This window comes from Actinorugispora endophytica (genome assembly GCF_004363075.1).
Taxonomy (GTDB): domain Bacteria; phylum Actinomycetota; class Actinomycetes; order Streptosporangiales; family Streptosporangiaceae; genus Actinorugispora; species Actinorugispora endophytica.
In genome coordinates this window covers 12,305-39,276 of sequence record NZ_SNYN01000009.1, presented here as the reverse complement: position 1 = coordinate 39,276, position 26,972 = coordinate 12,305, and the positions used below count along the sequence as shown (strand labels likewise).

24 protein-coding genes are annotated in these 26,972 nt (G+C 72.6%); 11 read left to right on the top strand and 13 right to left on the bottom strand.

Annotation, left to right across the window (positions count from 1 at the left end; translation table 11 throughout):
- Positions 1–66 precede the first annotated feature (66 nt).
- On the bottom strand, positions 67–2,226 hold the full coding sequence (locus tag EV190_RS13220) for a glycosyltransferase family 1 protein (RefSeq protein ID WP_243742563.1): 2,160 nt from the start codon (positions 2,224–2,226) through the stop codon (positions 67–69).
- 259 nt (positions 2,227–2,485) lie between these two features.
- Positions 2,486–4,198 (bottom strand): hypothetical protein, encoded by a 1,713-nt coding sequence (locus tag EV190_RS13215; protein ID WP_133741851.1) that lies wholly within the window; start codon positions 4,196–4,198, stop codon positions 2,486–2,488.
- Between the two features lie 609 nt (positions 4,199–4,807).
- On the opposite strand from EV190_RS13215, the gene EV190_RS13210 reads away from it, so the two are divergent.
- From EV190_RS13210 to EV190_RS13200, 3 genes are all read left to right on the top strand, one after another.
- Positions 4,808–6,130, top strand: a complete 1,323-nt coding sequence (locus EV190_RS13210; RefSeq protein ID WP_133741850.1) for a nucleotide sugar dehydrogenase — start codon at positions 4,808–4,810, stop codon at positions 6,128–6,130.
- 177 nt (positions 6,131–6,307) lie between these two features.
- Positions 6,308–7,516 carry a glycosyltransferase family 4 protein gene (locus tag EV190_RS13205; protein ID WP_133741849.1) on the top strand — a complete coding sequence of 403 codons (1,209 nt, stop codon included), beginning with the start codon at positions 6,308–6,310 and terminating at the stop codon, positions 7,514–7,516.
- 176 nt (positions 7,517–7,692) lie between these two features.
- Complete coding sequence (locus tag EV190_RS13200) at positions 7,693–8,304, top strand: malonic semialdehyde reductase (RefSeq protein WP_133741848.1); 612 nt, start codon at positions 7,693–7,695, stop codon at positions 8,302–8,304.
- Between the two features lie 64 nt (positions 8,305–8,368).
- Here EV190_RS13200 and EV190_RS13195 read toward each other — a convergent pair whose 3' ends face one another.
- The 8 genes from EV190_RS13195 to EV190_RS13160 all read right to left on the bottom strand — a co-directional run bounded on the left by EV190_RS13195 (position 8,369) and on the right by EV190_RS13160 (position 15,445).
- The gene (locus EV190_RS13195) at positions 8,369–9,199 is read right to left on the bottom strand and encodes a glycosyltransferase (protein ID WP_133741847.1); all 831 of its coding nucleotides are present in this window, start codon (positions 9,197–9,199) and stop codon (positions 8,369–8,371) included.
- Between the two features lie 294 nt (positions 9,200–9,493).
- Positions 9,494–10,264 carry a CDP-alcohol phosphatidyltransferase family protein gene (locus EV190_RS13190; RefSeq protein ID WP_133741930.1) on the bottom strand — a complete coding sequence of 257 codons (771 nt, stop codon included), beginning with the start codon at positions 10,262–10,264 and terminating at the stop codon, positions 9,494–9,496.
- Complete coding sequence (locus tag EV190_RS13185) at positions 10,242–11,291, bottom strand: iron-containing alcohol dehydrogenase family protein (protein ID WP_133741929.1); 1,050 nt, start codon at positions 11,289–11,291, stop codon at positions 10,242–10,244. The genes EV190_RS13190 and EV190_RS13185 overlap by 23 nt, the downstream gene beginning before the upstream one ends.
- A gap of 5 nt (positions 11,292–11,296) precedes the next feature.
- On the bottom strand, positions 11,297–12,028 hold the full coding sequence (locus EV190_RS13180; protein WP_133741846.1) for a phosphocholine cytidylyltransferase family protein: 732 nt from the start codon (positions 12,026–12,028) through the stop codon (positions 11,297–11,299).
- Positions 12,029–12,044: 16 nt separating this feature from the next.
- The gene (locus tag EV190_RS13175; RefSeq protein WP_133741845.1) at positions 12,045–12,707 is read right to left on the bottom strand and encodes a DUF5941 domain-containing protein; all 663 of its coding nucleotides are present in this window, start codon (positions 12,705–12,707) and stop codon (positions 12,045–12,047) included.
- 8 nt (positions 12,708–12,715) lie between these two features.
- Entirely contained in the window at positions 12,716–13,633 is a 918-nt protein-coding gene (locus tag EV190_RS13170) for a hypothetical protein (RefSeq protein ID WP_133741844.1), read from the bottom strand.
- Between the two features lie 193 nt (positions 13,634–13,826).
- Positions 13,827–14,615, bottom strand: coding sequence for an ABC transporter ATP-binding protein (locus EV190_RS13165; protein ID WP_133741843.1), 789 nt, complete (start codon positions 14,613–14,615; stop codon positions 13,827–13,829).
- On the bottom strand, positions 14,615–15,445 hold the full coding sequence (locus EV190_RS13160) for an ABC transporter permease (RefSeq protein WP_133741842.1): 831 nt from the start codon (positions 15,443–15,445) through the stop codon (positions 14,615–14,617). Before EV190_RS13160 ends, EV190_RS13165 begins: the two co-directional genes overlap by 1 nt.
- A gap of 443 nt (positions 15,446–15,888) precedes the next feature.
- Between EV190_RS13160 and EV190_RS13155 the strand changes: the two genes are divergently transcribed.
- Together EV190_RS13155 and EV190_RS13150 are read left to right on the top strand one after the other, a co-directional pair.
- The gene (locus tag EV190_RS13155) at positions 15,889–16,641 is read left to right on the top strand and encodes an IspD/TarI family cytidylyltransferase (protein ID WP_133741841.1); all 753 of its coding nucleotides are present in this window, start codon (positions 15,889–15,891) and stop codon (positions 16,639–16,641) included.
- A complete protein-coding gene (locus tag EV190_RS13150; RefSeq protein WP_133741840.1) occupies positions 16,638–17,402 on the top strand; it encodes a glycerophosphodiester phosphodiesterase in 765 nt (254 codons plus the stop codon). Before EV190_RS13155 ends, EV190_RS13150 begins: the two co-directional genes overlap by 4 nt.
- Before the next feature lie 52 nt (positions 17,403–17,454).
- Here the strand turns inward: EV190_RS13150 and EV190_RS13145 are convergent, their stop codons facing one another.
- Positions 17,455–18,474: a glycosyltransferase family 2 protein gene (locus EV190_RS13145; RefSeq protein WP_208113168.1), complete on the bottom strand. Its 1,020-nt coding sequence runs from the start codon at positions 18,472–18,474 to the stop codon at positions 17,455–17,457.
- Positions 18,475–18,782: 308 nt separating this feature from the next.
- Between EV190_RS13145 and EV190_RS13140 the strand changes: the two genes are divergently transcribed.
- The 5 genes from EV190_RS13140 to EV190_RS13120 all read left to right on the top strand — a co-directional run bounded on the left by EV190_RS13140 (position 18,783) and on the right by EV190_RS13120 (position 24,262).
- Positions 18,783–20,339, top strand: a complete 1,557-nt coding sequence (locus EV190_RS13140; RefSeq protein ID WP_133741839.1) for an LCP family protein — start codon at positions 18,783–18,785, stop codon at positions 20,337–20,339.
- Positions 20,340–20,458: 119 nt separating this feature from the next.
- Complete coding sequence (locus EV190_RS13135) at positions 20,459–21,070, top strand: hypothetical protein (RefSeq protein ID WP_133741838.1); 612 nt, start codon at positions 20,459–20,461, stop codon at positions 21,068–21,070.
- Between the two features lie 693 nt (positions 21,071–21,763).
- The gene (locus EV190_RS13130) at positions 21,764–22,222 is read left to right on the top strand and encodes a hypothetical protein (protein WP_133741837.1); all 459 of its coding nucleotides are present in this window, start codon (positions 21,764–21,766) and stop codon (positions 22,220–22,222) included.
- 326 nt (positions 22,223–22,548) lie between these two features.
- Positions 22,549–23,808, top strand: coding sequence for a UDP-glucose dehydrogenase family protein (locus EV190_RS13125; protein WP_394345528.1), 1,260 nt, complete (start codon positions 22,549–22,551; stop codon positions 23,806–23,808).
- A gap of 37 nt (positions 23,809–23,845) precedes the next feature.
- Complete coding sequence (locus EV190_RS13120; protein WP_133741835.1) at positions 23,846–24,262, top strand: CoA-binding protein; 417 nt, start codon at positions 23,846–23,848, stop codon at positions 24,260–24,262.
- 194 nt (positions 24,263–24,456) lie between these two features.
- On the opposite strand, the gene purE is transcribed toward EV190_RS13120, so the two are convergent.
- Complete coding sequence (gene purE, locus EV190_RS13115; protein ID WP_243742550.1) at positions 24,457–24,993, bottom strand: 5-(carboxyamino)imidazole ribonucleotide mutase; 537 nt, start codon at positions 24,991–24,993, stop codon at positions 24,457–24,459.
- Positions 24,993–26,111: a 5-(carboxyamino)imidazole ribonucleotide synthase gene (locus tag EV190_RS13110; RefSeq protein WP_243742562.1), complete on the bottom strand. Its 1,119-nt coding sequence runs from the start codon at positions 26,109–26,111 to the stop codon at positions 24,993–24,995. Before EV190_RS13110 ends, purE begins: the two co-directional genes overlap by 1 nt.
- Before the next feature lie 211 nt (positions 26,112–26,322).
- Here EV190_RS13110 and EV190_RS13105 point away from each other — a divergent pair, with 211 nt between their 5' ends.
- Positions 26,323–26,832 carry a GtrA family protein gene (locus EV190_RS13105; protein ID WP_133741833.1) on the top strand — a complete coding sequence of 170 codons (510 nt, stop codon included), beginning with the start codon at positions 26,323–26,325 and terminating at the stop codon, positions 26,830–26,832.
- Positions 26,833–26,972: the final 140 nt, after the last annotated feature.

Sequence of the window (26,972 nt, the reverse complement as noted above, 5' to 3'; positions counted from 1 at the left end):
ACGCCGGCGGCCGCCCCGGGGCCTACCGCCGCGCGGCCTTCGACCGCCGCCGGTGGACGGGGAGGATCACCCGGCCGGCCCTCCGCTCTCGGGGCGGACCGGTTCGGGGCGGTCTCCGGTGACGATCAGCCGCGTCCACGCGTCGAGGACCCGGGGCATCGAGTAGTTCTCCGCGATCTCGGCCCGGGCCTCGGCGCGGACCGCGTCGAAGCGCCCCCCGGTGACGACGGCGTGCACGGCGTCGGCCATGGCGCCGGGGCTCTCGTGCACCCAACGGCGCGAGTAGACGGTGTCCGCGCCGGGCCAGTCCAGAACGGCGGGCACGCTCCCCGACGCGGCGCCCTCGGCGGGCCCCAGGTGGAAGCTCTCGTCGTCGCTGGTGGACAGGACGAAGCCGACCCTGCGCAGCCACACCGCGACATCGGGGCCGTACGGGTCGAACACCACCCCGTCGGCGAGCGTCTCCGAGCGCTGGATGCGCCGGTAGGCGCGCTCGTAGTAGTCGCGCTCCTCCGGCCGGTTCCACACCCACCAGTAGTCCCACGGCTGCCTGGTCTTGACGGCCAGGGTGTAGCGGGGGTCGCGCCGCCTCAGGTCGGCGAGCACGTCCAGGGCGCGGTCGACCCGCTTGCGCGAGGGGGCGACGCCGATCATCCCGAGCGTGTACCGCGCGCCCGGCAGCTTCGGCCGGGAGAGCTGCGCCACGTCGACCCCGCTGGGCAGCGACACCACCTTGTCGGCGGGCCAGCTGGCGCGCTCGCGGGCGAGAGCGGCGTAGTGGGGGCTGACGCAGACGACGGCGTCCACCTTCTCGATGTCGAGGCGGCGCGGCCACTCGGTGGACAGCTCGAACCGGTGCAGCCGGACCAGGAGCCGCTGCCCGTCCCGCTTGTGCCGGGCGTAGAACAGCGCGTTGGGGCCGCACCACTCGCAGACGACCACGTCGGCCCAGGCCGCGAGCTCCCGGCTGCGGTACTGGTCGTGCGTGCGCAGCCCCTCCCACTCGTCGACGCGCACCTCGATTCCGGGCAGCGCGTCCAGGTGCTCGACGAGCCGGGTGAGGTACTTGAGCTCGTGCCCGGCGACCACCACCTTGAGCGGGAGCCGGGGGTTGGTCCCCCTGGGCGCGGACGGGAAGGCCAGGCTCAGGTAGGAGCGCAGCAGCGCCACCGCCTGGTCCAGGGTGAACGGCGCCGACACCGCGGCGCTGCGCTGCGCCGCCGCGCGGTGCGTCCCGGGGTCGGCGGCGCGCGCCAGGGCGTCGACGACGGAGTCCAGGCCGGGCCCCGAGTAGAGGGGGTAGTCGGCGCCGAACAGCTCCTCGTGCGCGGGGGTGTGGTTCAGGACCACGGGGAGGCCCAGCGCGCCCGGTTCCAGCGTCTTCAGGGACGGCTCCAGGGCCGCGTCGAGGTCGGGGTGCCTCCAGGCCAGGGCGACGTCGCACCGGGCCGCCAGCTCCAGCGTCTCGGCGCGGGAGCGGCCGCCGTGCCACACCACGTCGGGGGTGTCCTCCAGCGCCTTCACCATGCGCCTTCCCCAGTCGGAGGGCCCCCGGTCCGCCACGTCGCCGACCATGTGCAGTTCGGCGGGCACGCCCCTCGCCGCGAGCGCGGCGGGCAGCCCGGTCATCTCCAGGGTGTTGCGGCGGGGGGAGAACGTGCCCGCGTAGACGAGCTGGAGGGGGACGCGCGGCCGGCTCACGGCGTCGGGTGCGCCGGGCGTGGTGACGACCGGGGGCAGGAGCACGCTGCGGCCGCAGGCCGCCGGCACCGCCGATTCGAGGAAGCCGCGCAGCTCCTCGCTGGGGCAGAGCAGGAACCGGGAGGCCAGGGCGATGTCGGTGAGTTCGGCGACGGTGCTCGATGTCAGGTCCGCGACACCGCTCGGGATGTCGGCGAGGCAGGTCCAGAGCCTCCCGGCGAGCGTCTCGGAGTGCGAGGCGACCGCGGCCACCCGCCGCCCGCGCAGGACGACGACGTCGAAGCGCCGCTCGCCGTCGAGTCGGGTGATCAGCTCGACCGCCTGCTCGGGGGTGAGCCCGTGCGGTCCCCGGTCGGGCACGAGCGACTCCTCGTAGGGGCGCCGCACCACGACCCCGGCCACTCCGGCCAGCGGCTCCACCAGCCGGTCCGTGGTCGACCGCGCCTTGAGCAGCAGCGTGGTCTCGCATCCGGCGGCCGCCAGTGCCCGGGTCGTGGACTGCGCCCAGACGGCCCCCGCGTCCATGACGTCGGGGTCGGCGTCGCCATAGACCAGTGCGCGGATGCTCAACGTGGTTCCCTTCCGGAGTCCGGGCCTTACCGTTCCCAGTGTGCCGCCGCGGAGCCCCCGGTCGGGCCCCGGACGCGGGACGCCGGTGGGCCGGCCCGAGGCGTTCGCCGGGTCGGCCGGACGCCCTCCCGGGCCGCAGCGGACCGTGAGAGGTCACCGCCGGTCGAGGAGGTTTCCCCGCCCCCCGGCCCGGCGGACGTCCGCGGTCGCCGCGCTAGCCGGCGTGGGCGTGGTCCGGGGCGGTGTCGTGGCCGGTCGGGCGCAGGTCGCCCAGGGCGAGGAGGCGGGCGCCGTGGCGGCTCCACACCCCCGGGTGCAGGCCCTTGCGGACGAGGTCCCGGCGGGCCAGGACCGGGCGGACCTCACTGACGAACACGTACTCCTGCCCCGCTGCGGCCCAGCCGAGGTCGTCAGCGCCGGAGCGGCCCCCGGTGCCACCGCCCGCGGTGACGGCGGGGCCCACCGCGTCGGCGCCGGAACACTCCGCGGCGCACAGCGCGTCGGCGAGGAGGGACTCCCCCCCGGGGCTCTCCCACAGTGCCGTCCAGGGCGTGGTGGCCGCCGCCGCGAGCCGGGCCCACTCGCCGTACGGGGACGCCCCCCGCTCGGGGTCGGGCACGGCGCGCACCGCGAAGCCGCGCGCCCGCAGCCGCTCCACCCCGGCGAACCGGACACGCGAGGCGGGGACGACGATCTCGGCGGGCGGGTGCCGCTGCCGGAAGACGTCGTCGGCCAGGGCCAGCGACTCGGTGTCGTCGAGCGGTCGGGCCAGGACCGCGACGGCGCGGCCGGCCAGCGGCAGCGCCGGCGACCCGCTGCCCGGGGCCAGGCTCACCCGTTCCAGGAGTTCGGCCAGTCGCACCGGGGTGGCCCTGGCCAGGAAGATCGAGCGCAGCGCCAGGCGCAGCTCGCCCGGGGTGAGCGGCCCCGCCGCGGCCACCCGGGCGAGGTCCTCGGCTCCGGCCCCGGTACGCGCGACCGACTGGGGCAGGTCCGGTTCGGGCCGGGCGCCGACGAGCAGCGCGCGGGCGCCGCAGGCCGCGGCCCGGTCCGCCAGGGCCGCGGTGTCCACGACGGCGGACGCGGCCGCGCGCAGGGTGTCCGGGAGGCCGTCCCAGGCCGGTTCGGCGCGGACGATCCGGTCCGGGCCCTGTCCGGCGAGCGCGGGCGGCAGCGCCGGGGCGGCGGCCGCGCCGCTCACGTGCACGGGGACCGCTCCGCGTTCGGGCTCGGCGGCGATGGGGTTGAAGCGGTGCAGGGGGACGCCGAGGTCGCCGTCGTGGACGTGCTCGAAGCCGAGTCCGGCGAGGGCGGGCGGAGCCGGGACGTCCTTGACGAGGATCGAGGGGACGCCGCGCGCGGCCGCCGACTCGAGCACCCAGCGCAGCGCCCGGGTGCGGTCGACCGCGGCCGGGGATCCCACGTGCGCCCACAGGTTTCCGGGGCGCGCGGCCGAGGCCGAGACCAGCACCAGGTCCACGTCCACGGAGTCGAAGACCACCTGGACGTCGTGCGGGCGCAGCGGGATGATCCGCGCGCAGTGCTCGAGGGCGGCGCGTGCCTCCGCCGAGAGTATCCCGGCGATGACGATCCGGTCGTCGCGGGCGGTGGCCTGCCCCGCGAGCAGCCGGGCCTCCTGGCGTTCGGCGTCGTAGGAGCGCACCGGCTCGGTGGCGCCGCGTACGCGGCCTCCCGTCGCGTGGCCCCCGGCCCCGCTGCTGCCCCGCCACAGCCGGTAGAGCTCGCGCGGCAGCCGCACGAGTCCCCGTCCGGGCTTCTTGGCCGCCCCGGTGAGCGCCCGGCCGACCTGGAGCGAGGTGGACCCCTCCAGCGCGGCCAGGCGCGCCTGCGCCTCCTGGAGTCGGGCCTCCCGTTCGGCGAGCGCCTTGCGCAGTTGTTCGGTCTGGCTCTGGTCACGCCGTTTCATAACGTTCTCGGCGCGTTCGCACCGGCCAACGGCCGGGCCGCCGACGCCGACCCCCCTTCCACTCGTCCGTCGTCCACGATGACGAACGCGGATGAACGGGCGATGAACTCGGCTCCACTTCCGACGGTCGCCGCGACGATCCGCGCGGCCGACCGGCCCCGGAAGCGCGCCGCCGACATGCGGCCATCGTAGTGCCGATCGGCGCGCGTTCCCGGGCCGGACCGGAAAACCCCTGCCGCTGCGACTCCTGGATTACGGGTTGTGAACAGTGACCCAGGGGAGTGAGGAGAAATCATTAAAGTTGTTGATGACGAGGGGCGCATTATTGGAGACTTCTTGATCGATTCTTCCGACTCTCACCTTCTGAGACTTTTCACCCACCAAGAGCATGACATTTAACCTGCAAAAACGCTACGATCGACCGCGTGCCAGAGGTATCCCGCAGTCGTATACCTCGCCATCGGGGGCCACACTATGTCAGGAAGAAAATTGACCTGATCAGGCCATTACCGATACCGGAAGGCAACGCGGAACTAATCTCGGGCGTCTAGCCACCGAGAAATTCTTTAACGTCTCTGCGAACACGTTTTCATACAAGGGGGAACTGCTGTGGGTGTCTCGACTTCCACATCCGACCTGGTGGTCATCGGACTGGGCTACGTAGGGCTGCCACTCGCCCAGGAGGCCGTCCGGACGGGTCTCAGAGTCACCGGCCTCGACGTGAACCGGCGCGTGGTCGACGGCCTGAACGCGGGGCTGTCCCATATCGACGACCTCTCCGAGGCCGACATCGCCGAAATGCGCCTGTCCGGGTTCGAGGCCACCGTCGACCCGAGCGCCCTCAAAGGCGCCCAGACCATCGTGATCTGCGTTCCCACCCCCTTGTCCCCCGACGGCGGCCCGGACCTGGGCCCCGTCACCTCCGCCGCCGAGGCGGTCGCCGAGCACCTGACCCGGGACAGCCTGGTCATCCTGGAGTCGACCACCTACCCGGGGACCACCGACGAGGTCGTGCGCCCGATCCTGGAGAAGTCGGGCCTGAACGCCGGCGAGGACTTCCACCTGGCGTTCTCCCCCGAGCGCATCGACCCGGGCAACCCCCTCTTCGGCGTGGCCAACACCCCCAAGGTCGTGGGCGGGCACACTGATCTCTGCGGGGAGATGGCGGCGGCCTTCTACGGCAAGTTCGTGCGGACCGTGGTCCGCGCCCGGGGGACCCGCGAGGCCGAGATGGCCAAACTGCTGGAGAACACCTACCGGCACGTCAACATCGCCCTGGTCAACGAGATGGCGGTCTTCTGCCGGGAACTCGGGGTGGACCTGTGGGACTCCATCGCGTGCGCCGCCACCAAGCCGTTCGGCTTCCAGGCGTTCTACCCGGGGCCGGGCGTGGGCGGACACTGCATCCCGATCGACCCGAACTACCTGTCGTACAAGGTCAAGACGCTGGGGTACCCGTTCCGCTTCGTCGAGCTCGCCCAGGAGATCAACGCCCGGATGCCCGGGTACGTGCTCCAGCGGGCCCAGGAGATGCTCAACGAGAGCGGGCTGGCGCTGTCGCGCTCCAGGATCCTGCTGCTCGGCGCCACCTACAAGGCCGACATCGCCGACCGGCGCGAGTCCCCGTCCGAGCCCGTGGCCGCCAAGCTCGCGGGCAAGGGCGCGACGCTGTCCTACCACGACCCCTACGTCTCGGACTGGCGCGTGAACGGCGAGCCGGTGCCCCGCGCCGAGAACCTCGGGCAGGCGCTGGCCGAGGCGGACCTGACGATCCTGCTCACCGACCACCGGGAGTACACTCGGGAGCTGCTCACCGAGCGGGCCCGGCTGCTGCTGGACACCCGGGGTGTGCTGCGCCGCCCGAACCCGAACGACCCGCAGGGCTCACGGACCACCACGCCCGTCGTCCGCGACGGCCTGCAGGTGCTTTGACCGCCCGCCGGGCGGGCTCCGGGAGGCGCCCGCCCGATGACGCCCCTTGGGGTTCATCCGCTCCACGCCCGCGCGTCACCCGGCTTTTCACCGGCCGTCCAACTCGCCTTCTAGCCTGAACCGATAGGCGTTCGACCCTGTCCGGGCGGGCAGCGAGAGGTTCAGGTGAAGCCGGACATGCACGTACTCGTGGCCACGGTGGTCCACCATCCGCAGGACGCGCGCATTCTGCACCGGCAGATCCGCTCGCTGCTGGACGCGGGGCACACCGTCACCTACGCCGCGCCGTTCCGAGCCCGGGGCGTGACCCCGTGGCCCGAGGTCATCGCGGTCGACCTGCCCCGCGCCCGGGGCCGCCGGCGGCTCGCCGCGCTGCGGGCGGCCCGGTCGGTGCTCGCCGAGCACGCCGCCGAGGCCGACCTCCTGCTCGTGCACGACCCCGAACTCCTGATGGCCCTGCCGGGGCGGCGCCCCGTCACCGTGTGGGACGTGCACGACGACCTCGCGGCCGCGCTGCCCGCCAAGGAGTGGGTGCCCCTGCCGCTGCGCCGCCCGCTGGGGCCGCTGGTCCGGGTGCTGGAGCGCGCGGCCGAGCGCCGGGTGCGGCTGCTGCTCGCCGAGGAGGGCTACCGCGACCGGTTCGCGGGCGACCACCCGGTCGTACCCAACACCACCGTCGTGCCGGAGGCCCCCGCCCGTCCGCCGGGAACCGACCGGGTGGTGTACCTCGGCCGGCTCTCGACGGAGCGGGGCGCCGCCGAACTGGTCGCGACGGGCCGGCTCCTGCGGGCGCGCGGGGTGTCGCTGGAGGTGGTCGGCCCGGCCGATCCGCCGGTCCGCGCGCTGCTGCGCCAGGCCCAGCGGGAGGACTCGATCCGCTGGTACGGCTTCCTTCCCAACGACCAGGCACTGCGTCTGATCAGCGGAGCCACCGCCGGGCTGTGCCTGCCGCCCGACTCGGGGCTGCGCCGGCACGAGCCGCCGACCCGGGTGGTGGAGTACATGGCGCACGGGATCCCCGTGGTGACCACCCCTGATCCGGCGACGCGGGCGCTGGTGTCCGACCAGCCGCAGGGGCCCTGCGGAACCGTCGTGCCGTTCGGCGACCCGGAGGCGGCCGCGGCCGCGGTCCTCCGGCTGCGCGGCGACGGGCGGCTGCGTTCGGCGTACGCGCGCGCCGGGCACGCGATCGCGCGCGCCCGCTTCCACTGGCCGTCCCAGGCGGAGGTGTTCGTACGCACTCTGGAGGAGTGGGCGCGGAGTCCCCGGCCGCAGCAGTCGCCGACCTTCGTCCGGCGCGAGCGCGGGGAGTCCGGCGGGGCGGTCCGCCCCGAGCTGCCCCGGCAGGCCGGACCGCGCTCCCGGTCCTCCCTCCCCCGGGGGTGACGATCCCGACGCCGGTGCTCCCGCCGCGCCCGGTCGGGGAGGCCGACACCAAGGCCACCGCCTCTGATCTGGGCCTATGTGAGACCAACCATATTTAGCAAGTGGAATAGTTTCCCTGGAAGAGAAGTTTTGGACGGGTGACCGTCCCACGACCTCTCACCCACAGGGAAAGAAACATGTCCTCCACCCCAGAGCCGCTGGAACTCGCCAAGGACGCCCAGGACCTCCTGTTCCGCCACGCCCGGAGCGCGAACAGCTTCAGCGCGGAACCGGTGACCGACGAGCAGGTCCGCGCGATCCACGACCTGGTGAAGTACGCCCCGACCGCCATGAACACCCAGCCGCTGCGGATCACGCTGCTGCGCACCCGCGAGAGCCGCGAGCGCCTCGTGCGACACATGGCGGAGGGCAACAGGGCCAAGACCCTGTCCGCGCCGCTCACCGCGATCCTGTCGGCCGACTCCGACTTCCACGAGCTCGCGGGCCGCTTCTTCCCCGTCCGGGAGCAGATGGTCAAGGACGCGTTCGCGGGCGACGCCGACAACCGCTACTCCACCGCGCGGCTCAACGCCTCGCTCCAGGTCGGCTACTTCATCCTGGGCGTGCGCGCCGCCGGACTGGCCGCCGGCCCCATGACCGGTTTCGACGCCGCCGCGGTCGACGCCGAGTTCTTCCCCGAGGGCCGGTACCGGTCCCTGGTCGTGGTCAACATCGGCAGGCCCGGCGAGAACCCCTGGTTCGACCGCCTGCCCCGCCTGGACTACGAGGACGTCGTGACCCAGCTGTAGGACGCCCCCGCGCGAAGGGGCCCGGACCGCCTGATGCGGTCCTGGCCCCTTCCCCGTGTCCGGGTCAGATGACGGGCGGGCGGCCGTCCCTGGTCATCCGCCACGCGGTGGACCACTTGATCGGGGCGCGCTCCCCCGCGTCCTGGCGCCACCCCTCGCCGAAGCCCGCGAACCAGGCGCGCAGGGCGGCCCCCGAGCGCTCGCGCAGCACCGTCATCCCCACCCAGGTGCCCAGGTAGGCCAGTGCCAGCGGCCAGGGCAGGTTGCGCCGGGCCAGCCAGACCCGGTTGCGGGCGTTGAGCCGGTAGAAGTCCGCGTGCCGGGTCGGGGCGACGGCCGGGTGGTACATGACCGCCTCGGCGTCGTACTCGATGTGGAAGCCCGCGTCCAGGATGCGCCAGGCCAGGTCGGTCTCCTCGTGCGCGTAGAAGAACGCTCCGGGAAGGCCGCCGCCCTGGTCGAAGGCGGTCCGCCGGACCGCCGAGGCGCCGCCCAGGAAGGTGGTCACCCTGCTGGACCGCCGGGGGTCGCCCACCCGCAGCCGCGGCACGTGCCGCCGCTGGTCGGGGCCGCCGTCGGGGTCGGCGATCCGGAACGACAGCGCGCCCAGCCCCGGATCCGCGGCGAAGCGGTCGTGCACGTGCCGGGCCAGGTCCCGCGAGCGGTACCAGCCGTCGTCGTCGAGGAACAGGACGATCTCGCCGCTGCTGATCCTGACGCCCTCGTTGCGCCCCGCCGGGATGCCGACGTTCTCGGGCAGCCGCAGCGTGGTCACCCGGTCGCCCAGCTCCGGCAGGTCCGAGCCGTTCCCGACGACGATCACCTCGATGTCGACGCCCTCCTGGTCGAACACGCTGTCGATGGCCCTGCGCAGTTCGGCCGGGCGGTTGCCCATCGTCAACAGGACACAGGAGATCTTCAACCGCTGCGCACCCCCGCGCCGTTCACCGGACTCGTGCCGTTCACCTTCCGCCGACAGCGGTCCCCCGTGCGGCGGCGCGTCCTGGGGGGACACGACTGACTGGGCGGGCGCCGCGCTCTGCCGCGACGCGTGTGGGGAGACCGAACTGCTCATCGACAACCGTTCGTCGAGATGGATAACCGACCAATAGAGTCCAACGATCGCATGAACCCGGTAACGACCGCATCAACCGGGGTTGGAAACCGGCGGAACCGGGAACAGCCGCCCCTACTGGAGGCGGCGCGAGGCCAGAATGCTGACCAGGTGCAGCACCGTCTGCAGGGCCGCGACCGCGACGCACACCGCGACCAGCACCTGGGTGGCGAGCAGGTCCCCTCGGACGGCGTCCACGACGGCGACCGCGACCACCAGCAGGGACAGCTCGACCGCCTGGATGATCCGGTGGAAGCGCAGCGCCGAGGCCAGTCTGCGGGCCAGGCTCAGCCCCGCCGAACGCGGCCGCATGGCCGCCTCCGACACGTGCTCGCCCAGCCCCGCCTTCGCCCTGGCCACCACCACGTTGTCCGTCTCGACCTTGATCAGCGCGGCGCCGATCGCCGCCGCCATCCCCGCTATCACCCAGCCGCCCGCCTCGAACTCCCCCTGGGCGCGGATGCCGAGCCCGATGAGCAGGGCGATCTCGGACAGGTAGTGGCCGATGCGGTCCAGGTAGATCCCCGCGACGCTGGTGCGGCCGGTGAACCGGGCGACCTCACCATCGGAGCAGTCCAGCAGCAGGTAGACCTGGATGAGGACGGCCGCCGCCAGCGCCGACCACAGCCCGCCGAAGGCCAGCGTGACCCCGGCGAGCACCCCGAACGCCATCATCAGGTAGGTGATCGGGTTCGGCGGCACGCCCAGGCGGACGAAGAACGTGCTCAGGTAGGGCGAGATGTCGCGCATGTAGAGGCGACCGGCCCAGTGCTCCTCGTTGACCCGCTCCTTGATGCCCTCCGGCTGTCCGCCGGCCCGGACCTCAGTGACCGAGGGTTTGGACATAGTCACGGACACTCCGCCTGATCTCGTCATCGTTTAGGTTCAGGTGTTCCAGGATCGTGTAGCGCCCCGGACGGGTGGAGGGCGCGAGCGCCACGGCGCGCGCGAACCGCTCCTCGTCCAGCCCGATCTCCTCGGGCCGGGTCGGCAGCTCGTGGCGGAGCAGGCAGGCGCGGACGTCGTCGAACCGCTCCTGCCCCCGCCCCAGGTGGCGCACGCGCAGGAAGTAGGCGTAGAGCGCGCCGATCCCGGCCAGCTCCCCGTGGTTGCTGGTCCCCGGGTAGAGCTGGTCGACGGCGTGCAGGATCTCGTGGCAGGCGCCGCTGGCGGGCCTGCTGGACCCGGCCACCGACATCGCCATGCCCGACAGCACCAGCGCCTCGGCCAGCGCGGTCAGGAACTCCTGGGAGTCGATGGAGTCGGGGCGGTGCAGGAGCGCCTCGGCGGCGACCCGGGCGAAGGTGACGGCCATCCCGTCCACCGGCTCGCCCATCTCCTGGCCGGCCAGCTCCCAGTCGGCGATCGCGGACAGGTTGCTGATGGCGTCGCCGATCCCGGAGCGGACCAGGCGCTCGGGCCCCGAGCGCACGTAGTCCACGTCCACGACGACCGCGATCGGCATGGTGACGCCGTAGGAGCCCTTGCCGCTCTCGTGCTCGAGCGAGCTCACCGGGGACGCGATTCCGTCGTGGGAGAGGTTGGTGGCGACCGCCACCATCGGGATCCCGGCCATGGTCGCGGCGAACTTGGTGACGTCGATGGTCCTGCCGCCGCCGATCCCGGCGACGGCCTCGTACGCCCCGGCGCGCAGCTTCTTGCCGAGCTCGGTCGCGGCGTCCACGCTCCCGTTCTCGACCCGGAACACCTCGCAGTTGGGCAGGTCGAGGTCGGCCGCGATCTGCGCGCCCTGCCCCGGACCGACCGCCACCGCGATCCGCCCCTCGTTCGCGATGCGCCGGTCGGCGAGCAGAACGCCGAGGTCGGCGATCGCTCCCCGGCGCACGTCGATCGCGAGGGGGGAGGCGAGCATCCGGGCTAGTAGCGGCATGCGATCTCCCGCGCGCGGGCGAGGTCGTCGTGGTTGTCGACCTCGACCCATTCGACCTCGCCGATCGGCGCCACGGCGATCTTGCCGCCCCGGTCGACGAGCTCCTGGTAGCCGTCCTCGTAGTACAGGTCGGGGTCGCGCTCCCAGGTGGCCTTGAGCGCGTCGGCCAGCCGGCCGGCGATGCCGCCCTCGATGAGGGTGGCGCCGATGTACTCGCCCGCGGCCGTGGCGGGGTCCATCAGCTTGGTGATCCGCCTGAGGTGCCCCGAGTCGTCCAGGGTCACCTTCATCTCCTCGTCCGCCAGTGTTTTCACGTTGTCCACCGCGAGGAGGAGTTCTGGTCCGCGTGCGGCGAATAGCGTTTCCTCGACGCCGACCGGGTGGACGGTGTCACCGTTGACGAGAAGGACGCCCTCGGCGAAGTGGTCGCGGGCGGTCCACAGCGAGTAGGCGTTGTTCCACACCTCGGCCTTGTCGTTGAAGACCGTGGTGATCTTCACGCCGTGGCGGCGCTCCAGCGCCTCCTTGCGCTCCTCGACGGCCTCGGCGCGGTAGCCCACGACGACGACCACGTCGGTGAGGCCGGCGGCGGCCAGGTTACGCAGCGAGATGTCCATGATGGTCGTCTCGCCGTCGACCGGCACCAGGGCCTTGGGCAGGGTGTCGGTGTACGGGCGCAGGCGACGGCCCGCTCCCGCGGCCAGAACCATACCGAGCATGTAGGCGCCTTCCTCTTCAGACTGCGGAGGCGTCCACGCCTCCTGATTCGTTGTCCGGTCCGTCCGCCGCCGCCGTGACGGGGGTCGCGAGCCAGCTCGTGGCGGACTCCCATACGAGCACCACCGCCAGATAGCCCGCGAGCAGGCCGTAGGCGAACGGGAACCATCCCATTACACCCCCGGCCGCGACCACGAGCATCCGGCCGTCCCAGCCCAGCATCGCCCGCATGGCCCATTCGGATGGCGGGACGCCGCAGCGGGCCCGGCGCACTGCGGAGGCGTGGTGGAGGACGACCACCGCGATGAGCGCGAACACCATGGGACCCGGTACGCCTGCACCGTATCCGAGCGCGAGCAGGTAAAGGTACTCCGCTCCGCGCAGCAGCGGCGGCACTATCCAATCAAACCGCCCGTCGTGCGGGTGCCCCGAGGCCACCCCCGAGAGCAGGAGCGCCGCCGCGGGGGCGAACAGGGTGATCCCGGTCAGGTCGCCGAGGCCGGTGGCCAGGAGCACCCCCATCACCAGGATTCCCGCGAGCGCCGGCAGGAACGGCGGCAGCGCCCCCTGGACGAGGGTGCCGATCCCCGCGCTCAGATGACCGTCGTCGCGCAGGAACCGCAGGTCGGGAAGGGTGGTGACCTGTCCGGAAGCGGGCGTCGGTCGCGGGTTCGGAGTCATGGTCGGCCTCAGGGAGCGTGTCGGAGGGAGTCCGTCGCCGCGCCGACCGCCAACGCGATGACGGACCCGACGACCAGTGCGATGAAGGTCACCGATGCATCCCAAATCGTTACCGTGACGGCAACCACAAGGAAGCGTTCGGACGAGGCGAAGGCCGTGAGCGCCCGCATGAGGCCGTGTCCGGCCTTCGGGGTCCGGATACGGATTGGGACCCGGCCCGTCGTGTTCCGGTCCTTTCTCGACGATCCCGCGCCCGCGGAGACGCTCCTGAGCGGCGTCAGCCCACCGCCCCTGGGCGGCGGGGTCGTGCGGATGCGGATGGGAGCGTCCCGGCGGCCGTTGTCCACGGGCTCCGGTTCGGCGTCGCCCAGCAGCTCGGCGGTGAACGACGGGTCCGCCGGGGCGCGGCCGCTCCGGCTGGGGTCCACCACGTCGATCGGGGAGAGGCGCCCGGCCTCGGACGCGGCGGAGTCCCGGGGCGCGGCACCCGCTCCGGCCGCCCGTGCCGCCCGCGCCGACAGCGCGGACCCGTGCAGCGCCCGCGCGATCAGCGCCCCGGCCGCCCAGACCCAGGCGTCGGCGGCCCCGGCCGCGACCGCCCCGGCCGCCAGGCCGACGTAGAGGACGCATTCGCGCAGGTGCGTCAGGACCGTCGTGCTCCACGCGGTGAGGGCGTCGCGCGGCCCCGACTCCGACCACAACCGGTCCCCGGCGGCGTCCGCGAACAGGACCAGGGCGAGGAACCCCGAGCCGATCAGGGAGTCGCGCGGTGTTCCGGAGCTGAACCAGACGGCCGCGACGGCGGTGAGGACGAGTCCGGCCCGGCCCGTGGCGGCCGCGGTCGTCCCCCTGCGCTCCGCCCAGCGTGCGAAGGGTCCGGCCAGCGGCCTGAACCCGCGGGCTGTGAGTACCCCGGTCTCCGTCACTCGCGGTGCCCTTTCCACCTGCCTGGTGCAACCGTTCCCCATACGGAGGCCCTTGGCAAGCGGCCACGCGGGGGCCTTCGCACATTGGCACGGATGGGGCGGATCCGGCAACAGTGGCGGCCGACGCGCGCGGGCGCGGACGGGGAGCGCTCCCCGTCCGCGCCCGCGCGGACGATCCGGTGGAGCTGAGGGGTCAGGCCGCCTTGCCGTCCTTCTTCTTGCGCTTGTCGATCTCGGCCTTGGTGTCGGCGTTGTAGGCCTCCAGGGCCGCCTTGATGTCGGTGTCCAGCACCAGTTCGCCCTGCCTGACGTACAGGCCGCGGTTGCAGAAGCGCCTGAGGTCGCCCTCGCTGTGGGAGACCAGTACCATGGTGCGCTCGTTCGCCAGCATCCGGTCGATGGCGTCGTAGCACTTGTTGCGGAAGGACTTGTCACCGACCGCGAGGACCTCGTCCACGAGCATGACGGGGTGCTCCAGCTGGGAGATCAGCGCGAAGCCGAGCCGCACCTTCATACCGCTGGAGTAGTGCCGCACGGGCGTGTCGATGAATCCGGGCTTGATCTCGGCGAAGTCGACGATCTCGTCGAACTTCTCCTCCAGCGTCTTGGGGCTCATCCCGTGCAGGGAGCCCACCAGGTTGACGTTCTCCCGGCCGGTGAGCTGGTCGTTGAAGCCCGCGCGCAGCTCCAGCAGCGGGGCCACCTTGCCCCGGACCGTGACGGTCCCCTCGTCGGGGATGAGCACTCCGGCGATCATCTTGAGCAGAGTGGACTTGCCGGTGCCGTTCTTCCCGACGATGCCCACGCACTCGCCCTTGGCGACGTCGAAGGAGACGTTGCGCAGCGCCCAGAAGTCGGTCTCGCCCTTGTTGGGGTCCCGCTTGGTCCCGTGGATGAACATCTCACGCATGCTGCGCTTGCGTCGGCGGTTCATCGCGAACTTGACGCCGAGCCCCTTCGCCTCGATGACCGGCTCCGCCATTACAACTCCTTCAGGACGGCGCTCTCGAGCCGCCGGAACGTGAAATACCCGATTACCAGCACAAGAATGGCCCCTCCGATGGTGGCGGACAAGGTGATCGCGTCCGGCGCCTCGCTCGGGTACCACACCGCGTGGTGCAGCTGGAAGATCCCGACCAGCGGGTTCAGTTCGTAAACCGTCTTGAACCAGTCCGGGATTCCGCCGACCTCCATCACCTTGCTGATCGGGTAGATGATCGGGGTGGCGTAGAACAGCACCCGGTTCAGGATACGGACGATCCGCTCCACGTCCCGCAGCAGCACGTTGATCGAGGACAGCAGCAGCGTGACACCGAGGGTGAAGGCGAACTGGATCAGGACGGCCAGCGGAAGCCACAGGACGTTCCAGCCGGTCTGTCCACCGAGGGAGAAGACGAATATCAGCAGGATCGGCCAGGTGAGCAGGTACTCCACGAACTTGGTCTGCACGATGGCCAGCGGGAAGATCTCCCGCGGCACCTTCATCGTGGTGATGAGCTTGGCGTGCGTGATGAGCGCCTTGGGCGCGTCGCTCAGCGCCGTGCTGAACCACATCCACGGCAGCAGGCCGGACAGCAGGAACAGCGCGTAGCCGCCGGGGGCGTCGGGCCCGCCGGGGGCGCTGCGAGCGCCGCCGGTCGCCGCGAACAGCACGCCGAAGACGAAGTAGTAGACGCAGGCCATGGCCAGCGGCTCCAACATCGACCAGGCGTAGCCGAGGATCGAGTTCTGGTACTTGACCTTCAGGTCACGGCGAACCAGGAGTCCAACGACTTTCCGGTTCTGCCAGACGGACAGCGCCCTCGACGCCACCGCCACCTCCTCGGGGGTGCAGTCGTATGTGATCGGCCGCGCGGCGCAGACCGCCGTGAGACCAGGATTCAGCGGATGCCTTCGACGTCCGGGGCGTCCGTTGAGGACCGCCGCGCGCCGAAATGGCGTGCCGGCCCGCCGCCGGGGAAGCATACGTCGGCGGCAGAGGTGCTCAGGGAGTTCGGTGCGGTCGCACCGGGACCGGCCTGGCCATGGCCACCGCTGTACGTACGGAGGCGGGAACACGGGGTTCGACGCCTGATCCTCGCACAGTTCACGGAACGGCCACCGTGGTTCCAGGCGTCCCCAGGGTACCGGCACACCGGAGCGAGTGCCCCATTCGGGATGAACTGTTCCTTCGTTGTTGGTTTCCGGGCGCGGTGGCGGCGCCCGGCCGTGGACTACTCTCTAGCTTTCGTCCGTCCAGGAAAGAGGGAGTGCCCATGCCGGTCGACCGATCCCGCCCCGAGCGGCCCCGGGTGACGGCCGCCGTGCTCGCCGGCGGAGTGGGCGCCCGCATGGGCGGCCCGCGGCCCAAGCAGCTGATGCGGCTGGCCGGGCGGACCATCCTGGAGCACTCCGTCGCGACCTTCTGCGCCTCCCCCGACGTGGACGAGGTGATCGTGCTCATGGTCGCCGACCACCTCGCCGAGGCGGAGAAGATCGTCGCCGAGGGCGGCCACTCCAAGGTGTCCCTGGTCGCCGCCGGGGGCGCGAGCCGGACCGAGACCTCCTGGGCGGCGCTGCGCGCGCTGGCGGACCGCGACGGCGGCGACCTCGTGCTGCTGCACGACGCGGTGCGCCCGCTGGTGGGCCGGCGGACCATCGCGGCCTGCGTGGCGGCGCTCCGCGAGAGCGGGGCGGTGGGCGCGGCCGTCCCGTCGAGCGACACGGTGGTGCTCGCCGGGCCCGGCCGGGACGGCTCCGAGGCCATCCAGTCCGTACCGGGGCGCGCCTCGCTGCGCCGGATGCAGACCCCGCAGGGGTTCCGGCTCGACGTGATCCGACGCGCCTACGAGCGCGCGCTCGCCGACCCGGGCCTGGTGGCCACCGACGACTGCGGCGTGGTGCTGCGCTACCTCCCCGAAGAGGAGGTCCGGCTCGTCCCGGGCGAGGAGGACAACATCAAGGTGACGCACCCCGGCGACATCGCGGTGGCCGAGGCCCTGCTGCGCGTCCGGGAGGAGGCGCGGTGATCTTCACCCCGACCGAGGTCATCGGGCACCGCGGCGCCGGGCGCGGCACCGTCGGCGGCGTGCTGGAGAACACCCCCGCCTCGTTCGCCGCGGCCGCGGCCGCCGGGGCGTCCTGGGTGGAGGTCGACGTGCGGCGCAGCGCCGACGACGTGCTGCTGGTCCACCACGACGCCGCCCTGCCCGACGGGCGCCCCGTCGTGGACCTCCCCGCCGCCGAGTCGAGGGCGGCGGGCCTGGCCACCCTGGACGAGGCGATCGAGGCCGTCCCCCCGCACATCGGCCTGGACGTGGACGTCAAGACGGTGATGGAGGACGCCGTGGACGCGCCCGCGCGGCGCACCATGGCGCTGCTGCTGCCGCACCTGAGGCGGCACGCGCGGTCCCGGCCGCTCTTCGTGTGCTCCTTCGACCCCGCCGCGCTGCTGGCGGTGCGCCGGGAGGCTCCCGAGGTCGCCACCGCGTGGATGCCGTTCGTGCGCAACCCGCTGGACCAGGCCGTGGCCGGCGCGGCCGGGCTGGGCTGTCAGGCGGTCGCGATCGACGCCCGCTCCTTCGGCCTGGCCGGGGACGCCCCTCGCCCCGGCCGCCGCTCGGTCGGGTACACGGTGGACCTGGCGCACCGGGCCGGCCTCCAGGTGCTGTCCTGGTGCCCCTCCCCGGTGGACTCGGCGCGCTTCGCCGACGCCGGGATGGACGCGCTCGTGGTGGACGACGTCCCCGGCGTGGTCGCCGCACTGAGAGAACGCCCCTTTTCCCGCTGATCTTGACCTTTTCGGGGTCTCAACCGCTTCTGAGACCCCGAAAAGGTCAAGATCAGCGGGGAAAGGGGGGCGCGGGGCGCTGGGCCCTCGCGGTGCGCGAGTCAGCGCCCAGGCCGGGCGGGCTCGTGATGAAACCGGCGCCCCAGGCCATGTGCATGGTGGCCAGCGCGACCGGGATGGCGGCCTTCGCCCCGAGGGGCAGGCCGGAGCCGAGCGGGACCGAGGCGGCCACGATCGCGGCGGCGTACGCGGCGGGCACCAGCCAGGCCGGCCAGAAGAGGAAGCCGCCGACGAGTCCCAGGACGATCCCGGTGAGCGCGGCCGGGGCCGCGAGGTAGCGCAGGTTGATGGTCCCCTTGTGCTGGCGGGCGACCACCCTGCGCCAGCGGCCGTAGTGGAAGTACTGTTTGGCCAGCGTCCTGACGCTGGGCCGGGGCCGGTAGGAGACCCGCATGCGCGGCTGGAACCACACCACGCCGCCGGTCTCGCGGATCCGGTGGTTCATCTCCCAGTCCTGGGCCCTCAGGAACGCCTCGTCGTAGCCCTGGACCCGCTCCAGCGCCGAGCGCCGGAACACGCCCAGGTAGACGGTGTCGGCCGGACCCCCCTCGCCGCCGGTGTGGAAGCGCGCGTTTCCCACCCCGACCCTGGAGGTCATGGCGGCGGCCACCGCCCGCTCCCACGGGGTCTCGCCCTCGGCGGCCATGATGCCGCCCACGTTGTCGGCGCCGGTCTCCTCCAGCGTCTCCACGGCGATGCGCAGGTAGTCGGCGGGCATCATGGCGTGGCCGTCGATGCGCGCGACGATGCCGTGCGAGGACGCGGCGATCGCGGCGTTGAGCCCCGCCGGAGTGCGGCCGGTCGGGTTGGCCACGACCTTGACCCGGGGGTCCTCCGCCGCGAGCCGGTCCGCGACCTCCTGGGTGCGGTCCTTGGACGGGCCCACCGCGAGCACCACCTCCAGCTCACCGGGGTAGTCCTGGCTCAGGACGTGGCGCACGGCGGAGGCGAGGTGGCGTTCCTCGTTCAGGATGGGTGTTACTACCGATACGGCCGGCCAGATCACGGGCATATCCAAAGAGTCCGAATGATTCGAGGGAAAGCGGGAATCCGCTGACGCAACGGTACTGCACACGGGGCGAGCACCGGGACCGGCGCGAAGCCGCCGCCCGTCGCCCCGCGGCGGTCCGCCGGAACCGTTGAAAGGTTCCTGTCAGCGTTGCCGGGGAACCTGTCCACGGTGTGGCGCATCGGATCCACGGGCAACACGCCGACGGCCGCGCTCCCCCGGTCCACTCGTGGGATTCCTGTCACTCTGGGGGGGCGACGGCACGAAATGCGCCTTCTGTGGTGGTGGGCCGAGGGTCGGGAGGTCGACTGGTGAGCGGTGACGGGGACGAGGCGGTTCGAGGCCCGGGGGACACTCCAGAGTTCCGCCGGGTCCGTTCCGGGCCCACCCCGCCGGAGAGCGGCACGGGCTCGGGACCGCGGCGCCGGACCGGCAGCGGGCGGGCGCCCGCGTGGCTGCCGAGCGCCGCGGCGCGGCGACGGCGGCTGACGCTCACGCTGGCGGGGGCCCTGTCGATCGCGGTGCTTCTGGCGTCGGGGACGGCGTGGGCCATCACCGGGTGGGCGTCGGGGCAGCTGAACCGGTACGACGTGTTCGCGGGCCTGCTGGAGGAGAACCGGCCCGAGGCCGGCCCCCAGGGCACGCTCAACTTCCTGGTGATCGGCTCGGACCGCCGCGAGGGCATGGGCAGCGAGGAGCAGGACGCGCTCGGCGTGGGCGACACCGACGGGCAGCGCTCGGACACGATGATGCTGGTCCACCTGAACAACGAACGGGACCAGGTCACCGTGGTCGGCATTCCCCGGGACTCCTGGGTCCGGATCCCCGGGTACGGCGAGGACAAGATCAACGCCGCCTACGCCTACGGGGGGCCGCAGCTGGCCATCCAGACGGTGGAGTCCGCGACGGGCGTGCGCGTCGACCACTACGTCGAGGTCGACTTCGGCGGCTTCGTCGACGTGGTGGACGCGCTCGAGGGAATCACCGTGTGCCTCCCCGAGGCCATCCACGACGACAAGGCCCGACTGCACATGGAGGCCGGAACGCACCAGGTCGACGGGGTCGAGGCGCTGGCCTTCGCGCGCACCCGCAAGAGCAGCGACGGCGACCTGGACCGGATCGACCGCCAGCAGCAGGTTCTGTCGGCCCTGCTGGACAAGGCGCTGAGCTCGGAGACCCTGACCGACCCGGCCAGGTTCGGCCTCTTCCTGGACACCGCGCTCGGCTCCGTCACGGTCGACGAAGGGCTGGACACCGCCTCCATCAACCAGCTCGGCAACCAGATGCGCTCCGTCAGGCTGGACGACGTGACGTTCACCCAGGTGCCGATCGGCCAGATGGACTTCTGGACACCGCACGGGGACGTGGCCGTCAAATGGCAGGAGGAGGCGGCCCGGGAGCTGTTCGGCAGGATCGCGCGCGACGAGCCGCTCACCGGCGGGCCCGGCGACGCGGCGGACCAGGGCGCGGAGGCCGCACCGGTGGTCGCGCCGGGCGACATCGAGGTGGAGGTCTACAACGGCATCGGGGCGCCCGGGCTGGGCGCGCAGGTCCGCGCGGACCTGGCCGCCGCCGGTTTCCTGACCACCGCCGAGGCGCGGGACTGGACGAGCCGCGACGTGCCCGAGACGCTGGTCCGGTACGCGCCGGGCCGGGAGGACGCCGCCCGGCTGGTCCAGGACAGCCTCCCCGGGGCCGGACTCCAGCGGGACGCGGCGCTGGGCGACCGGATCCAGGTGGTCATCGGCTTCAACCACACGAGGGTGACCGCCCCCGGGACCACGGCCTCCCCCGCCTCGGACACCGAGGGCGAGGGCGGCCGCGACACACTGAACACCAGCACCGCGGCGGACAACGTCTGCGGCTAGGGAACGGCCCGCCCCCGGAGCGACGGTGGGGGCCGAGAACGGGAAGCCGGCGTGGAGGCGGGGGCGGCCCCGCCGCCGCGGCGGTACGTGAAAGGGCACATCGGCACAGGGAGGCTCTCGTGTTGCGCCATATGGTCGGCCTGCTGGTCGGGCTCGTCGTCGCGCCGCTGCTGTGGGTCGGAGCCGCGTGGTCCGCCGCCGAGATCACCGGGCACCTCCAGGCCCAGCGGTTCAGCGACCCGATGCTGCTGACCGCGTGCGCGGTCATGATGGGGGTCGGGGTGGCCTGCGGGGTGTTGGCCGGGACGCGGGTCTCGCCGCTGGCCGCGTTCGTCGCGGGCGGCCTCGTACTGGGCGCGTCCCTGTGGCCGCTGCTGAGCTACGACACGATGGCCGCGGCCGTCCCGGACTGGCTCGCCGAGCCGGGGACGCTGTTCCACCCGATGGGGCCGGGCCTGCCGCTGCACCTCGCGCTGGGGACGCTGCTGTTCATCTCCTCCCTGCCCTTCTCCCGCTGGCGCCCGCCCCTGCGCCGGGAGGACGCCCTCCCGGCCTACCCGCCCGCGCCGGCACCCGCGCCGGCTCCTCCGAGCGTCGACCCCTACGACGCGGGCCGGACCGGCGACGACCCCGGCCGCACCACCACCCCGTTCCGCCGGGACGGCGAGGGCTTCCAACCACTCGCCCCGGACGGCACCGACCACACCCGGACGTTCCGCGACGACGGCTAGGGAGACTCCGCCGCGGGGGTGGTTCGGCGTGCCGGTGCTTCGGGTGGGTCGTTCGGCCTCACGCCCGCGAACCGCGAGGTCACGGCGGGCGGCGACGGCGGGTGAGGGTCGGGGCCGCGCCCACGATGTCCGTCGCGTGAGGGGTCCGTTGACGGTCTTGGGCTTTCTGCCTGTTTCGGGGCCGGGAAGGGCGGAAAGCCCATGATCATTCCGGGTGGGGGCGGAACCGGCCCTCGAATGTCCGGTGATCTTGCTGTTTCCCCCGAGATCAAGGTTCTCGGGGGGAAACAGCAAGATCACCAACGGAAACCACGCGAAACGGACGTCGTGGGCGCGGCCCCGACCCGCACCCGCCGTCGCCGCCTGCCGTCACCTCGCGATCCGCGCGGCGTAAGGCCCCCGAAACACCGATACCCGAATCACCCCCGCGCCCGAGCCTCCCTAGGGGGTTTCCGCCGCGGGGGTGGTTCGGCGTCGGGATCATCGGTAGACCCCTCTTCCGGACGCCGAAACACCCCCGTAGCGGAAACCCCCTGGCGCTCCGTGGCGCCTTCCCCCGGCCTTGACGTCCCCGGGGTCTCGGAGACGGTCCGGGCCCGGAGAGATCGAGTCCAGCGGGGAGGACGGGCGCCGGGCACTAGGGTGTGGCGGCGGCCGCTCGGGTCGTCACCGACGATGGCCGGGGAGGCAGCCGTGCCGAACGCGAGGCGGCACGCGATCGGTGGCGCCGTCGGCGTCCTCTCCGTCCCGGTCATCGTCCTCGGGCTGGACGCCGGCGTGTACGCCTTGGAGAGCGGGCTGTGGTCGCCGGAGAACCCCTCTCCGGGGCCGGGCTCCCTGGACTACTCCCGGGTGGTCCCGGGCATCGTCGGCGCGCTCCTGGGCGCGCTCACCGGCTCCCGGCTGGCCTCGCTCGTCCCCGGCGCCGCGCTGCTCGTGTGGGAGGCCCTCTCCTACGACGAGGACGTCGTGTACGCGGTCGACGTGGCGCTCTCCGCGTACTACAACCTCACCACCGTAACCGCCTTCTATCCCTGGCTGCTGGGCCTCATGCTGGTCGCCGCGTCGGTCCCGCCGTCGCGCCGGCGCGGGACCCGTCGCCGTTTCCCGGGGCCCGGGTCGGCTCGGGGGACGACCCCTGGCAACGTGTGAGGCGACAGAAGCCGCGCACCACCACGAAACCTCTGGGGATTACCCCCGGTTCGGCCAAGAATCCGGCTTAATGTCGCGTTGATGTTGTGTTGGACGCGAGTTCGGCAATGTCTCAAAGAAGAGCGGTGGTGCCATCTCCGCCGCTTACGCACGATGGGAGACGGATGTCGGCACTTGTGGCCGAACGTCCCCAACGGCATCGAGGCGACTCGCCGGTAGCATGCCTAGGCCGGTTGTGAGGAAGGACGAGTCCATTGGTCGAGAAGCAGCGCCTCAAGATCGCGGTCATCGGTACCGGGTATCTGGGGGCCACGCACGCCGCCTGTATGGCGGAGCTGGGGTTCGACGTGCTCGGTCTGGATCTGGACCAGGCCAAGGTCGACAGCCTCTCGGCCGGTCGGCTCCCGTTCTACGAGCCGGGCCTGGAGGAGGTGCTGGCGCGCAACCTGGCCACCGGGCGGCTCCACTTCACCACCGACTACGCCGAGGCGGCCGCGTTCGCCGACGTGCACTTCATCTGTGTGGGCACCCCGCAGCAGGCCACGTCCAACGCGGCCGACCTGCGCTACGTGGACTCTGCGGTCGAGTCGCTCGCCCCGTACCTGACCCGGCCCACCGTCGTGATCGGGAAGTCCACCGTCCCGGTGGGCACCGCGGCCCGGATCACCGCCCAGCTGCACGCCACCGCCCCCGCCGGACAGGGCGTGGAGGTCGGCTGGAGCCCGGAGTTCCTGCGGGAGGGCTTCGGCGTGGAGGACACGCTCAACCCGAACCGGATCGTGCTGGGCACGGACTCGGCGCGGGTGGAGGAGGTGATGCGGGAGGTGTCCGCGAGCCAGCTCGCGCAGGGCATCCCGTTCCTGGTCACCGACCTGCAGACCGCCGAGCTGGTCAAGGTCTCCGCCAACGCGTTCCTCGCCACCAAGATCTCCTTCATCAACGCGATGGCGGAGGTGTGCGAGGCCTCCGGCGCGGACGTGATCAAGCTCGCCGAGTCGCTGTCCTACGACGACCGCATCGGCGGCAAGTTCCTCGGCCCGGGGCTGGGGTTCGGCGGCGGCTGCCTGCCCAAGGACATCCGCGCGTTCATGGCCCGCGCCGACGAGCTGGGCGTGGAGCCCGCGCTCTCGTTCCTGCGCGAGGTCGACGCCATCAATCAGCGCCGCCGCGCGCGCACCATCGACATCGCGCGCGGGCTCATCGGCGGCAGCTTCGCCGGGCGCACCGTGGGCGTGCTGGGCGCGGCGTTCAAACCCAACTCCGACGACATCCGCGACTCCCCCGCCCTGGACGTGGCGACCACGATCAGCTCGCTGGGAGCGCACGTCACGGTCTACGACCCCGAGGCGCTGGAGAACGCCAGGCGCGAGCACCCGCACCTGAACTTCGCGCACACCATGCTGGAGGCGGTGCGCGACGCCGAGGTGGTGCTGCTGCTCACCGAGTGGACCGAGTTCCGCGACGCCGACCCCGAGGAGCTCGCCAAGGTGGTGGCCGAGACCAGGATCGTGGACGGCCGCAACGCGCTGAACCCGGAGCACTGGCGCGAGCACGGCTGGACCTACCGCGCGCTGGGCCGCCCCTGACCGCGCCCGCCGGACTGGCGTCCCCGAGAATGAACCCATGGAACGACTCAACGACCCCGCCGTGGTCCGTCGGATCCTGGAGGAGACGGAGGTGTGGGCGGTCGTGGGCCTGGGCGACAACCCGGCCCGCCCCGCCTACGGGGTGGCGCGTTTCCTCCGGTCCAAGGGCAAACGGATCGTCCCGGTCCACCCGAGCGCGGCGACGGTGCACGGCGAGCGCGGCTACGCCTCCCTCGCCGACATCCCCTTCGACGTGGACGTGGTGGACGTGTTCCGCCGCTCCGGGAGCGCGGGCGCCGTGGCGGACGAGGCCCTGGCCCGCCCGGAGGTGAGCGGCGTCTGGTTCCAGCTCGGCGTGGTCGACGACGCGGCGGCCCGACGCGTCCTCGCGTCGGGCCGCGCCATGGTGATGGACCGCTGCCCGGCGATCGAGTGGCCGCGGCTCCCGGGGTGACGGCGGTCGCGCGTCCCGGGAGCCGGAGCCGGTCGGGGCCGCACCCGGGGTTCCCGGCTTCCGGGAGGCTCACCGATGGTCCCGGCGCCGGCGTTCCGCGATGTCCGTGTCAGGGAATCCGGGCGCCGGGATCATCGCGGGTCCGCGGCGGGCCGGGGCGCGCCGCCCGTTGCCGCGGCCCTTCCTCCCGCGCCCTAGCGTCCGCCGAAGCCGAACGAGGACGGGCCCTCGGCGACCTGGCGGCGCAGGCGTTCGCCCTTGGCGTGCGCCTGCTCCTTGAGTTCGGCCTGGAACTCGGTCATCCGCTCGCGCAGGTCGGCGTCGTGGGCGGCGAGCACGCGCACCGCGAGCAGGCCCGCGTTGCGGGCCGCGCCCACCGCGACCGTGGCCACCGGAACACCGGCGGGCATCTGCACGATGGACAGCAGCGAGTCCATGCCGTCCAGGTACTTCAGCGGCACCGGCACCCCGATGACCGGCAGCGGGGTCACCGACGCGAGCATTCCCGGCAGGTGCGCGGCGCCGCCCGCCCCGGCGATGATGACCTTGAGGCCGCGCTCGGCCGCCTCCGAGCCGTAGGCGATCATCTCGTGCGGCATCCGGTGCGCCGAGACCACGTCCGCCTCGAAGGCCACGTCGAACTCCTGCAGCGCCGTGGCGGCGTCCTGCATGAACGGCCAGTCGGAGTCGCTTCCCATCACGATGCCGACGGTCGGGGCGGTCTGGCTCACTACGCTTCTCCCTTGAGGTATGCGGCGGCGTGCCTGGCACGCTCCAGCAGGTCCACGTGGTCGTCGCCGACGACGGTGACGTGTCCGATCTTGCGGCCCGGACGGACCTCCTTGCCGTAGAGGTGCACCTTCAGCTCGGGGTCCCTGGCCATGACATGAATGTATCGGCCGAACACGTCCGGATCCCCGCCCCCGAGCAGGTTGGCCATCACCGTGTACCGGCCGACGGTGCGCGGCGAGCCCAGTGGCAGGTCCAGAACGGCCCGCAGGTGCTGCTCGAACTGCGAGGTGCGTGCCCCCTCGATCGTCCAGTGGCCGGAGTTGTGCGGCCGCATCGCCAGCTCGTTGACGACGACGCCCCTCTCTGTCTCGAACAGCTCGACGGCGAGCATGCCCACGACGCCCAGGGCGTGCGCGAGCTCGATCGCGAGCTCCTGCGCGTGGGTGGCCTTCTCCTCGTCCAGACCGGGCGCCGGGGCGATCACCTCGTGGCATATCCCGTCGCGCTGCACCGTCTCCACCACCGGGTAGACCGCGACCTGGCCGTAGGGCGACCGGGCGACCTGCACCGCGAGCTCGCGCGAGAAGGCGACCTTCTCCTCGACCAGGAGCGGGACCCCGGCCCCCGTCGCGCGCTCCACGACGACGGCCGCCCCGGCTTCGTCGTCCACCACCCAGACGCCCTTGCCGTCGTAGCCGCCGCGGGCGGCCTTGAGCACCACCGGCCACCCGGTCCCGGCGGCGAAGTCGGCGACGTGCTCCACGGTGGTGACCGCGCGCCAGCGCGGGCAGGGCGCGCCCAGCTCCTCCGCGCGGACGCGCATCAGGAGCTTGTCCTGCGCGTAGCGCAGCGCGTCGCGCCCCGGGCGCAGCACCGCGCCCGCCCTCTCCAGTTCGCGCAGGACCGGCTCGGGCACGTGCTCGTGGTCGAACGTGAGCACGTCGCAGGACTTGGCGAAGGTGAGCAGGTCGGGGAGTGCCCTGTCGTCGCCGAGCTGCACGTCCGCGCAGACCAGCGCCGCGCTGTCGGTCGGGGTGTTCGCCAGCACCCGGAAGCCCACGCCCAGCGGGATCGCCGCCTGGTGTGTCATTCGGGCGAGCTGACCGCCTCCCACCATTCCGACGGAGGGGACGGGCCGGTTGGTCTCGCTCACGGTGCCTCACATCTTGGTTCACGTGCGGAGTCGCGGCCACCGCGCGAGCGACGCGGGACCCATGGAATTCTAGGGTGTGTTCTGGAAGCGCCTTCAGGGCCGGTGCGCGCACGGACCCCGAGGCCCCCCGGACACGGTCCGGACTTCCCCGCCCCGTCCCCGATCGGAACGGCTCTTGCGACTCCTCTCGGCGCTGTACCGGCGCTTCTCCCGGCTCATCCACGAAGTGGCCAAGTTCGGCACCGTGGGGGCCTTCGCGTACGTGGTGCAGCTCGCGGCGACGAACCTGTTCTGGTACGGCCTGGGAACGGCCGAGCTGGCCGGCCAGGTGCTGGGGACCACCTGCGCCACCGTCGTGGCCTTCCTCGGCAACCGGTTCTGGACGTTCAGGGACCGCTCGCACAGCGGGCTCGTCCGCGCGTACGCGCTCTTCTTCGGCCTGAACGCGGTCGGCCTGCTGATCCAGCTCGTCTGCCTGTGGTTCACCGTCTCGGTGCTGGGCCTGGACGGCCCGCTGGCGCGCAACATCGCAGGCAACGTGGTCGGCGTGGGTCTGGGCTCGCTGTTCCGCTTCTGGAGCTACCGGAAGTGGGTGTTCCGCGCGCCGTCGGCCGGGGCCGGCCCCCCGGGCACGGGACCGGACACCGTGGAGGGCGGACCGTCCGGGACGGTGCGGAGCAGCTGACCGCTCACCGCGCCGGTCCGTCCCGGGCCGGGGCCCGCCCCGGGCGGGGGCGCCTCGGAGGCCCGGGCCTCTCCGGGGAACCGTGTCCGGCCGGGGGATGCGCGTTTTTGGTCACCCCCTGGTCAATCGGCGCGCATAAC